Source organism: Paenibacillus cremeus (genome assembly GCF_007786445.1).
Classification (GTDB): Bacteria; Bacillota; Bacilli; order Paenibacillales; family NBRC-103111; genus Paenibacillus_G; species Paenibacillus_G cremeus.
This window is the reverse complement of sequence record NZ_VNJI01000004.1, coordinates 152,551-166,038: the sequence shown is the minus strand read 5'-3', so window position 1 is coordinate 166,038 and position 13,488 is coordinate 152,551. Positions and strand designations below refer to the sequence as shown.

10 protein-coding genes are annotated in these 13,488 nt (G+C 48.7%); all 10 read left to right on the top strand.

What is annotated here, in order from left to right; translation table 11 throughout:
• The first annotated feature begins 3 nt into the window (after positions 1-3).
• Positions 4-1,578 (top strand): extracellular solute-binding protein, encoded by a 1,575-nt coding sequence (locus FPZ49_RS04895; protein ID WP_144844004.1) that lies wholly within the window; start codon positions 4-6, stop codon positions 1,576-1,578.
• A gap of 50 nt (positions 1,579-1,628) precedes the next feature.
• Positions 1,629-2,600, top strand: a complete 972-nt coding sequence (locus tag FPZ49_RS04890) for a Gfo/Idh/MocA family protein (protein WP_144844001.1) — start codon at positions 1,629-1,631, stop codon at positions 2,598-2,600.
• 235 nt (positions 2,601-2,835) lie between these two features.
• The gene (locus tag FPZ49_RS04885) at positions 2,836-3,582 is read left to right on the top strand and encodes an RraA family protein (protein ID WP_144843998.1); all 747 of its coding nucleotides are present in this window, start codon (positions 2,836-2,838) and stop codon (positions 3,580-3,582) included.
• 201 nt (positions 3,583-3,783) lie between these two features.
• The gene (locus tag FPZ49_RS04880) at positions 3,784-4,623 is read left to right on the top strand and encodes an ABC transporter permease (RefSeq protein ID WP_261381251.1); all 840 of its coding nucleotides are present in this window, start codon (positions 3,784-3,786) and stop codon (positions 4,621-4,623) included.
• 17 nt (positions 4,624-4,640) lie between these two features.
• A complete protein-coding gene (locus FPZ49_RS04875; RefSeq protein ID WP_144843992.1) occupies positions 4,641-5,522 on the top strand; it encodes a carbohydrate ABC transporter permease in 882 nt (293 codons plus the stop codon).
• Between the two features lie 38 nt (positions 5,523-5,560).
• A complete protein-coding gene (locus tag FPZ49_RS04870; RefSeq protein ID WP_144843990.1) occupies positions 5,561-7,174 on the top strand; it encodes an extracellular solute-binding protein in 1,614 nt (537 codons plus the stop codon).
• A gap of 22 nt (positions 7,175-7,196) precedes the next feature.
• Entirely contained in the window at positions 7,197-7,649 is a 453-nt protein-coding gene (locus FPZ49_RS04865) for a YhcH/YjgK/YiaL family protein (RefSeq protein WP_144843987.1), read from the top strand.
• Between the two features lie 302 nt (positions 7,650-7,951).
• A complete protein-coding gene (locus tag FPZ49_RS04860) occupies positions 7,952-9,970 on the top strand; it encodes a helix-turn-helix domain-containing protein (protein ID WP_144843984.1) in 2,019 nt (672 codons plus the stop codon).
• Positions 9,971-10,172: 202 nt separating this feature from the next.
• A complete protein-coding gene (locus tag FPZ49_RS04855; protein WP_222429868.1) occupies positions 10,173-10,958 on the top strand; it encodes an HpcH/HpaI aldolase family protein in 786 nt (261 codons plus the stop codon).
• Between the two features lie 34 nt (positions 10,959-10,992).
• Positions 10,993-13,425 (top strand): hypothetical protein, encoded by a 2,433-nt coding sequence (locus FPZ49_RS04850; protein ID WP_144843978.1) that lies wholly within the window; start codon positions 10,993-10,995, stop codon positions 13,423-13,425.
• Positions 13,426-13,488: the final 63 nt, after the last annotated feature.

The window sequence follows — 13,488 nt, the reverse complement described above, 5'->3', positions numbered from 1 at the left end:
GAAATGATTTCAAAAAAGGGGGTCTTAACCGTATGCTCCGTGCTGGTGCTCACCAGCGTGCTTGGCTGCAGCAGCCCGTCTTCTGAGGGGGGCGAAGCCAAGAGCGATAAGCCGCTCGTGTTGACATGGATGCGTTATGAAAATCCGACCCAGCCGTTTTCCGCCAGCGCAGAGATTATCCCGGAAATCCTGAAACGAAAAAACGTGCAGCTCCAAATTCAGGCGATCCCGCAAAACAGCTATGACGATAAAAAGAAGACGCTGATTGCGACCAATAAAATTCCAGATGTGATTTTGGTGAAGCAGGACGATATTTCCAGCTTTTCCGACAGCGGTGTGTTTCTGGATCTGACGCCTTATTTGGATCAATTGCCGAATTTTAAACAGCTGCTGCAGGAATACCCGGAAATAGGCAAAAATCAAATCGACGGCAAATGGTACGGCTTTCCGCTCGCCCAAAACTTTGCCGCTTCCCAGTCCGGCCAAGTGCCGATGATCCGTGTCGATCTGCTGAAAAAATGGAATTTGCCGACTCCAACAACGTATGATGAGCTTTACTTGGTATTAAAAAAGCTGAAGGAAGCGTATCCCGAAGCGTTCCCCTTTGCAAGCCGCGCAGCGAACGGATTGACGGGAACGGAAAATTTAATCAATCCGATCGCTTTCGCTTTTGGAAGCGGATACACGAATGCGACCGGAGCGAAGGTGTATTTTGATCCCGTTCTTAAGCAATACAAGTTCGGACCGGCGATGCCGGAGTTTAAGGAAGCCATCGCTTATCTTCATAAGCTGTACAAGGAAAAGCTGCTTGATCCCGATTACGCAACCTCTACCTCACAAGTATGGCAGGAAAAATTAAGCTCGGGCAAATCGTTTTATTATCAGGATAACACGGGGCTCGGTGCAAACTTTAATGCGACGCTAAGGAAGAAGGACCCTGAAGCACGCTTCGACATGCTGCCGATGCTGGCCGCCGGGAAAGGGGTAAAACGGGTTTTACTTTATCGGCTTGATCATTTGCAGGAATCCTACGTGGTTAACGCTAGAGTCAAAGAGCCGGAGAAGGTGCTCCGGTTTATCGATTGGCTTTACTCGGAGGAAGGGATGCGCCTCACGTCATGGGGAATCGAAGGCCAGCATTACAGCCATGAGAACGGCAAGTATCAAATCAGTGAATCGTTCGTCAGCCGGTTCAAGGATAAGGCGGATCCGGCTGGAGCCATGAAATCTACGCTTGGCACCGGATATAATGGACTTGCCTTACTGGCGGATGACCAGCCGAACTTAGCAGCACAAGCCAAGGAAATGCAGGAGTGGACGGAGAAGAACAATCAATTTTTGAGTAATGGATATGCATTCAGAATGGCGTACGATCCTTCGTTTACAAAAGACGAGCGGGAGAAATTAAAGCAGCTCAGAACGCAGCTGGACGCCTACTTAACTCAGAACATGGATAAATTTATTATGATCGACGGCTTATTGGATGAAGAATGGGACAGCTTTATTAAGCAGTGCAAAGATAAGGGAGCCGAGGAAATCGAGCACATCTTCAATACGGCGTTGGCAAGGGTGAAATAGAATACATCGTCGAGTATTGCTGATGAATACGCGCTAAAGGAGAATCGGAAATGTCTCTTCAGATTGCGTTTGTAGGTACGGGGTCGTATGCTTTGAAGCACGCAGGAATGATATCGGCTATGAACGATGTGAGGGTAGCTGCTTTTTGTGGAACGAATATCGGGAAGGCGGAGGCTGCGGCAGGAAGATGGTCAGGCGCTGCAGCGTACGACAACGTCGAGGAAATGGTGGAACGCGAACGGCCGGATGCGGTCTATGTTTGCGTTCCGCCGATGGCTCATGGAGCGATCGAAGAAACGCTCATCGAACGAGGCATACCTTTTTTTGTGGAAAAGCCGCTTGGCGTAGAGGCGTCGATCCCGGAGCGGCTGCTGTCAGCGGTACAGCACAAAAGGCTCATCACCTCCGTCGGCTACCATTGGCGTTATCAAGACAGCACTCAACGCGCTCGCGAGCTGCTGAAGGACTGTCAGGCGGGACTTGCTCTGGGCTATTTTATGGGTGCGCTGCCTCGTGTGCCATGGTGGCGTATCCAAGCTGGTTCGGGCGGGCAATTCGTGGAGCAGACGACCCATGTCACCGATCTGCTGAGATATTTATGCGGAGAAGCGGTGGAGGTGTATGCCATTTACAATCATACCGTGATGCACCGCAAGGTAGAGGGAGTAGATGTGCCGGATTCCGGTACGGTGACGCTTAAATTAAGCAATGGAATGATCGCCACGATCTCCAACACCTGTCTACTGCCCATGGGCCATACCTCCGGCCTGCACCTTTATACCGACCAAGGCGTGCTTGAACTGCAAGGCACCGAACTTAAGGTCTGTCGCCAAAGCGAAACACATGAGTATAAAAACGTGACTGATCCCTATCTGAGGGAAAATGAAGCGTTCCTGCACGCGTTGAGGACCGGCGATGACTCGGGGATTCTGTCAAGCTACGAGGACGCTGTTCGGACGCACCGAATCTCGATGGCCGCTAACGATTCCGCGCAGACCGGACAGCCTGTGAAGCTGAAATAGAGGATGGCTTAGCCGAAAAATTTGAAACATCAAGTCGTATTTTTGAAACAAATACAGGCAGTATCCAAATTGAAACATCCAGGGAGGAGATGGATGTTTCTTTTTTTTGGTTGGACGATTAATTTTGAATTATCCGCAAGGATCCGGTATAGCTGCGGACGCTGACAGGAGGTATGATAATTAGCTGCAAGCAAGGTTGCATTTCAATCCATTTTAGTGAGGAGATTGAGTGTCCATGAGAACGTTAAGCCATAGTGAGCTGCTTCAATTAAAGCGCTGGAACACGCCAACCATATATAACGGGTGGGAACAGATTACAAAGCAGGACCGAAGAACGCATTTCAATCTGGAGGAAACGCGTGACTATATGCCTCAGATGGGGCCGATGATCGGCTATGCAGTGACAGTCATGTGTGAACCGGGTAATCCGGAGCATATTGAACGGCATCCGGAAAATATTGACTTGTACCGGGAGTATATTGCCAGCATCCCGGGGCCGAAAATTGTCGTTGTCCAGGATTTGGATAAACCTGCGGTATACGGATCGTATTGGGGAGAGGTCAATGCGAATATACATAAAGCCCTTGGCTGTGTCGGAACCATTACCGACGGCGCTGTGCGGGATGTGGATGAAATGTGCAATGCAGGCTTCAAGGCGATTGCCTCTCGCATGTGTGTAGGCCATGCCTGGAGCTGGCCCGTTCGTTGGGATTGCGAGGTAGAGGTATTCGGACGCAAGGTGAAGCCGGGACAACTAATTCATGCGGATAAGCACGGGTTTCTAATTATTCCGGAGGAAGACCAGGAACGGATTCTGGAGGCGTCCCGTTTCATGGATGCCAACGAATGCAACACAGTGATTGCCGCTGGCCGTGATGCAGCAGGCAAATCGATGGAACAAATTGTAGCCCAATTAAAAGAGGCCGGACAAACCTTCGGAGCTGCCGCTAAAAAACAATACGGAAGCAAAGGCGAATGGTAATTATACGAAGTGGAAAGTTGGCACAAGGAGTGGACTAGTGAAACATACGGCTCCAAGATGGCCAATGGAGCATAAGAGGAGGATTGGATATGTTCATCCCGATTTAATCGTGATACATATATATCAAATTCAAGGAAAGGAGGAGTTCTTATTCGGCAGGCTATACAAAACAAGTACCTTTATCTGATGCTGCTCCTGCCCATGCTGTACTTTATCATTTTTAAGTACGGTGCCCTAGTCGGACTGTTTATTGCATTTAAAGACTACAATGTTTTTCAGGGCATTTGGAAAAGCGACTGGGCGGGAACCAAATATTTTAAGCAGTTTCTACTGGATCCCTACTTCTGGAAGCTGGTGCGTAATACGGTTTTGTTGAATGTGTACTTGATTATCTTCTTTTTCCCCGCACCGATTATTCTGGCGCTTTTATTAAACGAATTAAGGCAGAAGTATTTTAAAAAATTTGTACAAACCGTCAGCTATTTGCCTCATTTCCTTTCCACAGTCGTAATCTGCGGGATGCTTGTCAACTTTCTGACCAATGAAGGGTTGATTAATCGGATGTTGGGCGGCCTCGGGCTGGAACGGATTCAATTCTTATTAAAGCCGGAATGGTTCAGAACGATTTATGTCAGTTCGGAAATATGGCAGGGATTAGGCTGGGGCTCCATCATTTACCTTGCGGCACTCACCTCCATAGATCCCCAATTATATGAGGCAGCCAGAATGGATGGTGCCAACCGCTGGAAGCAGATGTTTCATGTTACTATTCCAGGCCTAGCCCCAGTAATTACAATCATGTTCTTGCTTAATTTAGGTAACATTATGACGATCGGCTATGAAAAAATACTGCTGCTTTATACCGGGCCGACCTATGAGACGGCGGATGTCATCTCTACTTTTGTATATCGCAGGGGACTTGTTGGAAGCGATTTCAGCTTTGCGACGGCCGTAGAATTGTTTCAGTCCATCATCATCCTGTGCTTTGTTTCCATAGCCAATTACATCGCTAGAAAAACTAGTGAAACCAGTCTTTGGTAGAAATGAGAGTGGCTCCAATGAAGAAAAACAATGGGATCGGCCCTTGGCTCTTTGACGGATTTAATGCTGCACTTATGCTGATTCTCGTGTTTGTCACTTTATATCCTATTTACTACATGGCTGTCATCTCAGTAAGCGACGGGATCTATGTGACGCGGGGGGACGTGAAGTTTTTTCCGGCTGGGTTCAATTGGGAGGCCTATAAAACGATTTTGAAAGACCCGGCGATTCTTCGTTCCTATGGCAATACCATTATGTACACCTCGCTTGGAACGCTAATCAATCTGGCAATGACGGCGTTATGTGCGTATCCGTTATCCAGAAACAACCTGCAAGGGAAGGCCGTGTTTACGTTTCTGGTTATCTTAACGATGTTTTTCCATGGCGGGATGATCCCTAACTATCTGGTCGTGAATAATTTGAGCTTGCTGGATTCCATCTGGGCCATCCTGCTGCCTCCAGCCATTAATGTATGGTACATGATCATGATGCGGACGTTCTTTTCCAATATTCCGAATGAATTAATTGAAACGGCTTTCATAGACGGTGCCAACGACCTAAAAATTTTTATTCGCATTGTTCTTCCTCTTTCCGTTCCCGTCTTGGCGACGATGACGATGTTTTATGCGGTGTGGCATTGGAACAGCTTTTTCCCATCCATGATTTATTTAACGGACAAGAAGCTGTTTCCTGTGCAGATCATCATGCGCAACATCGTGGTAGCCGGTCAGATGGGCAACCAGAATATGGCGATAAGTGGCGCTGAAGGTGTGATGGTTAGTGCGGAAAATATTAAGTATGCGGTCATTATTATTACGATCTTACCGATTCTGGCCATCTATCCTTTTATTCAGAAATATTTTGTTAAAGGGGTCATGGTAGGGGCTTTAAAAGGATAGTCTATTGCTTCAACATCTAAACTAGAGGAGCGAAGAATATGGCAAATAAGAAAAAGATGGCGATTACTTTGGTTTCCAGCTTGGCTTTGACCTCCGCAGCTTTATTGGGGTGCAATGCGCAGCAGCCCGCCTCGTCGGATGGCAAAAAAGCAGACGGCCAGAGCCAGAGCCAGCCAAATGCCAGTGATAAAAAAACAGACGGTAAACTGCTGTCAGAACCGTTGACGTTAAAAATCATGATGCCGGACCCGGCTGTTCAGCCTCTAGTACAGGATTCACCTGCCGTGCAGGAAATCTTCAAAAAGACCAATGTGAAGCTTGACCTGCAAGGCATTCCGGATGCGAATTACACGGATAAGCTCCAAACCATGATGGCAACCAACAATGTTCTGGACGTGACCAGAATTGGCAAGGGCAATTTGCTGGATGCCGCACCAATGGCAAAGGCCGGAATGTTTCTGGCTGTAACGGACTATCTGGACGTCATGCCTAACTTTAAAAAGGTGCTGGATCAAAACCCTGAAATTAAAAAAGTGATGGTGGACGGGAAGTTATACGGCCTCCCTGTGATGGCCAGCTGGAAGCTCCGTTATGGGCAGGTACCGCTGATCCGGGACGATATCATGAAAAAGCTGAATTTGCAGGCGCCAACCAGCTTTGACGAATTGTATCAGGTATTGAAAAAATTTAAGGAGGCTTATCCGGATTCTTATCCGTTAACGTTCCGCAATGGCATTGCTAATTTCCTGCCATATATGGCTTTTGCACTAGGGTCGGGATACACGATCTACTTCGATCCTGATGTAAGCGGCGGTAAATATGTGTACGGCCCTGCGCATCCCGAAGATTTCAAGCCGGTGCTCGCTTATCTAAATAAGCTGTACAGCGAGAAGCTGCTCGACCCGGATTATGCAGTGAATACCCAACAAACCTGGCAGCAGAAGCTGAGCACAGGCAAATCCCTTTTTTACTACGACAACAGCACGTTTGCACTGGCGTTTACTCAGACGCTGCAGGCCAAGGAACCGAATGCCAAATTTGAGCAGATGCGGCTCATGAAAAACGCCAAGGGCCAGGTAAGAAACTACGAGTATCCGAAAGATTGGTGGAACCTGTACGCCGTCAGCTCCAAGGTGAAGGATCCTAAGAGCGTGATGAAATTTATGGATTGGATGTACAGTGACGAGGGCGTTAAAGTAACCAATTTTGGGGTAGCCGGAGAGCATTACAAGGTAGAAAACGGAAATCCTGTTGTGCTGGACAGTGTGCTTAAAGCTTATGCCGGTAAAAACGATCCTTACCATGCCATGCAGTCTGCTTTAGGAACCGGCTTGCTGGCATTTGCCACCTACATTGACGAAAGACCGCAGGTTGCCATTTCTCCCGGTGATTTGGATAAATGGAGCAAGCTGATGGAGCAGGACAAAGGGTATTACCGGGCACCGCTGGATCCGCCGTTTACTAAGGAGGAATTGGATAAATTAAAACAGCTGAAATCACAGGTAGATACGGCGGTTCAGCAGGAAATGGATAAGTTCATCATGGGAACCAGATCGCTTAATGAATATGATGATTTTGCCAAACAGATCGTTAGCAAAGGCGCGCTCGATATTGAGAAAATTTACAATGATGCCAACGCGCGTTTGAAATAATCAGGAATGAGGAGGCTGTCCCGTGATTTATGATCATATCCAAAATGCCCGTCTATATACCGGGTTAAATGAAAAGTTCGCTGCTGCTTTCGATTATTTGAGCAGCCATCCGGTAGCCGAGATGCCGCCGGGCAAATATGAAATTCAGGGCTCGGAGCTCTTTCTGCTGCTTCAAAGCTATGAGACAAGAGACCACAATCAAGGCTTCTGGGAAGCACACCGCAGTTATATTGACATTCAAGTTATGCTTCAAGGAACAGAACGAATGGGAGTGGCCTATGCAGGCCATTTAACGACAACGGAAGATCATTTGGAGGAGAAGGATTACAAAGTGCTGGCAGGCGATGGGGATTTTGTGGATGTGAAGGAAGGCTGTTTTACGATCTTTTACTCCGATGATGCCCATATGCCTTGTCTCACCCCAGCGGGCGGTGTGCAGACGGTGAAGAAAGCGGTATTCAAAATAAAAATTTGACGCTGCCCATGTGAATTAGTGAGCTCCAGAAGGAGAGCCGTTGTAAATAATGGTTCTCCTTTTTTTTGTTCTCTTCACGGCTAAGTGGCGGAAATATGAAACAAAGGTGGAGAAACGGAACATGACCCGGATGTCCCAAAACGGTTCATGATTTGGCCATCTGGTAATGTTCATCGGTTTAGCCCGCCCATATACTAAAGTTGTGCCAAGCAAACGAGGCTTGAACAAGGAGGTGCATGGCAATCGGATAAACCATGCCTTTATTGATTAGTGCGGTTGAATAGGAAGGAGCCTCCATAGGGATGAACAAGATTAAACTGAGCGCTTATGTGCCTCTAAAGAATAAGTTGTTTCTTAGGATCCTGCTGTATTTTTTATCCCTTCTCTTGCCGATTCTCATTACCGGTTCGTTTCTGTACATTAATTTCAATAACAAGGTGAAAGATGACTTTAAACATAAAATACAAGCTAGTTTACAATCCTCCGCTGATTTCATCGATATTTATTTGCAAACGGCCCAGCGGTCCAGTATAAGCTTTTTTTACGATAAAAACATCATGACGCTCCTGCTTCCGTATAATATGTACAGCATTACCGACAAAATAAAGCTGCCCAATATTCCCAGCACGATTTCTCGGATCTCCGGTGATGTCGGAGAAATCATTGATAACTTATTTGTCTATGTGGATGACCAAAAAGTATATACGAAGGACGGCGTGGAAGATTTCGAGTACTTTTTAAACGGCGTTTATAGGTTTGAACAGTATGACGCCGCCTTCTGGAGGAGCAGAATCAAGCAAAATACCTACATGGAGCTGCTGCATCCGTCCAAGGTTTTCTTTAATCAATCGATTGAAAAAAACGCGATTCCTTTTGTGTTTTCAAAAACGGTGAACGGCCATCAAGCTGAGCTGGTGATGACGATCTCGGTAGGTACCATCTCGACCGTGGTTCAAAAAAATGCCCTATTTTCCTCGACGCATTTTCTGATACTGGATAACAATGACCATCTGATTTGGAGCAGCATTGGAGGAAAGGACAGCAGTGAAGCAGCAACCCCCTTATTCACGAAAGAACAGCTAAACAGCGGGGAATTAACCATCCAGGGCAACCCTTACTTCGTCACCCATATCGTTTCGGGAGTGTATGGGTGGAAATATTATTCACTCACTCCGATGGCTGAATTTACGGCACAAAATACGCATCTATTCACGATGTTTTTAACCGTTTGTTTGCTCCTCATTATTGCCGGATGCATTTTGTCCTTTATCTTCACCTTTAACCTCTATAACCCAATTAAAAAAATTCAAGATGTTGTGTTAAACGAAAACATGGAAGCGCCTTCAAGGTTATCTCCGAACCGAAAGAGGGAGACGGAGCTGGATCGGATCGGAATAGGCATACATCAGATCATTGAGAAAAACAATTCTTACAAAAAGAAGCTGGACAGCATGTCGTTGGAATATATCGACCATATGCTGCTGCATGTCATGATGGGGAGCAAGCCGGTAAGTGATCAGGAGCTGAACAAGATCCTACGTCACGATCTGTCCTTCAAGAAGGAGTACTTTATTTGCTGCACCATACACTTCACTTATAAGCCCGATTTTTATGATGAAATTCAAGATGTTGAGCGGCTGATGATCATGAACAAGATGAAAAAAATCATTGAAAGCTTAATAGGGAGATATTTACCGGTATACGTGCTGGAATCGAAGCAGAATGTTTATGTGTGTCTTGCCAATGCGGCTGATATCGAGGGCATGAACGATTTGAAACGAGCGCTGCGCGGTCTCATTGGAGCCTTCCAGCATGATTCCAGGTACTGCAGCATTCATATCGCGCTCGGAAACATTCACTTCGGTCTGGACGGAATCCATAAATCGTATGCCGATTCACTGATCGCACTGGAAGCCGCGGATCGAAAAAGGGATTTTCTGATCGCTGAGAACGCAGACCCGGCGGAAGAGAAAAGCAGCATTTTGAATAAATCCGACCAGCTGGTCGGTACGATCGTTCAATATATTCAAACCCATTATCATCAGGATCTCTATCTGGAGAAAATTGCGGATCACTTGGGGGTCTCTTCGAAATACATTTCCAAGGTGTTTAAAGAGAAGACAGGCACCAACCTTACGGATTACATCAGCGTCACTCGCATTAATAAAGCCAAGGAAATCCTCGGGGGAACAAATATGAACATCAGTGATATATCGGAGCGTGTTGGCATCTACAGCAGGACGACCTTCATCCGGTTGTTTAAAAAATATGAGGGCGTTACTCCTAATGAATTCAGAAAAGCAAGAAGAATGCAGCTCTAACCAGCTAAGCGGAAATCTGATACAGAGAGTTGGAGCAGTGATACATCCTCAGGATGTTGCCAAAATGATACATGGGGCGAGGATTGGATGTTTTCTTAACGACTCCTAGCGTGATACAACTAAGCCAACCCGTGAGAAGAGCGGTGTTCACAGCAAAAATTGGATGAGGTGAGCTATGAACAGTCAGGAGCTTTTGACAAAAATGAAGGCTGGAGCGCGTGTGTATGGGACGTTGATCATCTCGACATCTCCCCGCTGGCCCGCGGAGGTAAAGAAGCTAGGCCTCGATTTTGTTTTTTTGGACACGGAGCACATGTCCATGGACCGCGATCAGCTGTCGTGGATGTGCCGTACCTACAGTGCCCTTGGGATCGCCCCCATTGTTCGAATTCCTTACCCCGATCCGCATCAAGCTAGCATTGCCATGGATGCTGGAGCAGCGGGCATTGTCGCACCCTATGTGGAAACGGTGGAGCAGGTTCAAGCGCTGCGCGGTGCGGTAAAGCTGCGTCCGCTTAAAGGGCAAAAGCTGCAGCGGATTATCGAAGGGGTCGAAGCGCCGGAGCCGCTGCTGGGCGAATATTTGCAGGACTTCAACCGGGACAACATCTTGATTGTTAACATTGAGAGCCGACCGGCGCTTGACGCATTGGATGATATTTTGGCTGTGCCGGGGCTGGATGGTGTGCTGATTGGACCCCACGATCTGTCGTGCAGCTTGGGGGTTCCGGAGCAGTATCGGCATCCGCTGTTTGCGGAGGCCATCGAGACGATTATTCGCAAGGCGCGGGCAGCTGGCGTTACCGCCGGGATCCATTACTTCTTCGGTGTGGATCAAGAGATTGAGTGGGGGAAGCTGGGGATGAATATGTTTATCCAGGCTTCCGATATGACGGCGTTCGTAGAGCAAACGAACCGCGAGCTGGGTGAAATCAAGCAAGCGCTTGGGGATACGGCCAAGAGCGGACAAAACCGAATTCATATTTAATCCTAGATGTGACAAACGAAAATGGAGGCGCCAAATGAAGCGCAATCAGCAATCCGCAGTTCAGCACAGTGCACTTTGGGATCTATCGGAAGCTCATGTACTGATCCCCCGTTGGTCAAGTGCAGTCGAAGCGAAAGCGATTAGGGTCCTGATCGAGGAAGTGGAGAAACGAACGGGCATCACGCTGCCGGTGGTCAATAAGCTGCCGGAGGGAAGTAAACCGGTCATTGTCGCCGGAACGAAGGATTCGCTTAACGAACAAGTGCTGCCGTTCTACCATGCTCTACAGCAATTGGACACGCCAGGCAAAGAGGGCTACCGGATTCTGGGGCTTCAAGAGGATACGTCGGTTGTATTAATTGTTGGCGAGGATCAGAGAGGACTGCTCTACGGTATCGGCAAATTTCTGAGAAAAGCGAGAATGAAGCGTCAGTCGATCTTGATAGAGTCAAATTTGTCCATCTCCAGTACTCCCCGTCAATCCTGCAGAGGACATCAGCTGGGCTACCGGCCCAAAACCAATGCATACGACGCTTGGTCAGTCGAGCAGTTCGAGCAGTACATCCGCGAGCTGGCCTTGTTCGGCGCCAACGGCATTGAGATTATGCCTCCGCGCACGGATGACGACCCGAACGGCCCGCTGATGAAGGTTGATCCGATGGAGATGATGATCCGTTTATCCGGCATTATCCATTCGTACGGTTTGGATACCTGGGTTTGGTATCCGAATATGGCGCTCGATTATGCCGATCCCGCAACGATTCAGGCGGAGCTGGCGGAACGCGAAGAGATTTTCAGCAAGGTACCGCATATCGATGCGGTGTTCATTCCGGGGAGCGATCCGGGAGATCTGAATCCAGACCTACTGTTTAAGTGGTCGGAGCAAGTCGCGGGGCTGCTGCAGAAGTACCACCCGCAGGCCAAGGTGTGGCTATCGCCGCAGGTCATGTCTCACGAATCGAAGCAATGGCTGAACGGCTTTCTCGCCCATGTCCTGCTGGAGCCGGAGTGGCTGGGCGGGGTTGTGTTCGGGCCGCACGTGGATATTACGCTGCCGGATCTGCGCCGTATCGTGCCGGACCGATATCCGATCCGCCGCTACGAGGACATAACGCATAATTTCCATTGCCAATATCCTGTACAGGAATGGGATCTTGCATACGCCATAACCCTGGGGCGTGAAAGCATCAATCCGCGCCCGCTGGCACAGAAGCATATCCACAACCTGCTGGAGTCGTACGCGGTCGGCAACATTTCGTATTCTGAGGGCATCAATGACGATGTTAATAAATTCGTCTGGAGCGACCAGGATTGGGATTCGCGGACGCCGGTCATAGAAACGCTGCGTGAATTTGCCCGGCTGTTTATCGGCGACGATTATGCGGAGGGTGTGGCTCAAGGGCTTATGTCGCTGGAGCGGAATTGGGAAGGCCCGCTGCTCGCTAACGAAGGGGTAGAAAATACGCTGAGGCAGTGGCAGCTGATGGAGCAATCCGCACCACCAGAGGTAGCTAACAATTACCGCTTTCAGATGGGGCTGCTGCGCGCATACTATGACACCTATATTAGAAGGCGTTTAATTTATGAAACGGAGCTGGAGCAGCAGGCCATGGATTGGCTTAAGCAGGCTCCGGCACTGGGGGCGGCAGCTGCGATCGAGCAAGCCGAGGCCGCCTTGCGGAAGGCCGCTTCTGCTCCCGTGGCTGCGACATACCGCGAACGCTGCTGGGAGCTGGCCGACGAACTGTTTAAGAATATTGGCGAGCAGCTGTCGGTAGAGAGGCATCATGCGATTGCCTTGGGTCGTGGGGCGTTCATGGACGCTATCGATTTTCCGCTGAACGATTCCATGTGGCTAACTTCGCAGTTTGGCACCATTAGGAAGCTGCAGAGTGAAGCCGAGCAATTGGAAGCGATCCATCAGCTGATTCACCGCACCAATCCAGGTCCGGGCGGCTTTTACGATAATCTGGGCTCCTATCAGGGCTGGCAGCGGGTTGCCAAAGGGAAGGGACGGGAGCTCGATCCCGGGTATCTCGAGTCGCCACGCATGGCCCCCGCCATTTATTTGCTGCAAAGCGAACGGACGAGAGCTGGAGGCGTGTTTCCGCCGCTTGCGTCCGTCCGTCATGCCAATACCCTTGCGGACACGCCGCTGACGCTGACCTACGAGCATCTGGATCCTGCATCCTCGTATACCGTGAAGGTCAATTACGCCGGAGACACCGTAGGGGAACATTCCAGAGACTATCGGGTCACCTTGACAGCGAACGGCAGCAGCGTCATTCATGCGAATGTGCTCGTGAAGGAAGGACAGTGCACCTTGGTTGAATCGCCGATTCCGAAGGAAGCGGTGGAAAGCGGTACATTGACGCTTACCTTCCAGAGAATCAACGGATTTAAAAGGTTGAATGTATCCGAGGTCTGGCTTATCCGAAACAGCGATACGATAGCGAACGCTCTCTGATGGGGAGTGTCCCCATTCAACAGTAATCCAAGGGTAAAGTGATCGTAACAGTAAGGAGTGTTG

What these genes read in the sequence shown, in the direction of transcription:
- FPZ49_RS04870 (WP_144843990.1), top strand. Translation starts at nt 5,561, where the DNA reads ATGGCAAATAAGAAAAAGATGGCGATTACTTTGGTTTCCAGCTTGGCT.
- FPZ49_RS04890 (WP_144844001.1), top strand. Translation starts at nt 1,629, where the DNA reads ATGTCTCTTCAGATTGCGTTTGTAGGTACGGGGTCGTATGCTTTGAAG.
- FPZ49_RS04880 (WP_261381251.1), top strand. Translation starts at nt 3,784, where the DNA reads ATGCTGTACTTTATCATTTTTAAGTACGGTGCCCTAGTCGGACTGTTT.
- FPZ49_RS04850 (WP_144843978.1), top strand. Translation starts at nt 10,993, where the DNA reads ATGAAGCGCAATCAGCAATCCGCAGTTCAGCACAGTGCACTTTGGGAT.
- FPZ49_RS04860 (WP_144843984.1), top strand. Translation starts at nt 7,952, where the DNA reads ATGAACAAGATTAAACTGAGCGCTTATGTGCCTCTAAAGAATAAGTTG.
- FPZ49_RS04855 (WP_222429868.1), top strand. Translation starts at nt 10,173, where the DNA reads ATGAAGGCTGGAGCGCGTGTGTATGGGACGTTGATCATCTCGACATCT.
- FPZ49_RS04895 (WP_144844004.1), top strand. Translation starts at nt 4, where the DNA reads ATGATTTCAAAAAAGGGGGTCTTAACCGTATGCTCCGTGCTGGTGCTC.
- FPZ49_RS04885 (WP_144843998.1), top strand. Translation starts at nt 2,836, where the DNA reads ATGAGAACGTTAAGCCATAGTGAGCTGCTTCAATTAAAGCGCTGGAAC.
- FPZ49_RS04875 (WP_144843992.1), top strand. Translation starts at nt 4,641, where the DNA reads ATGAAGAAAAACAATGGGATCGGCCCTTGGCTCTTTGACGGATTTAAT.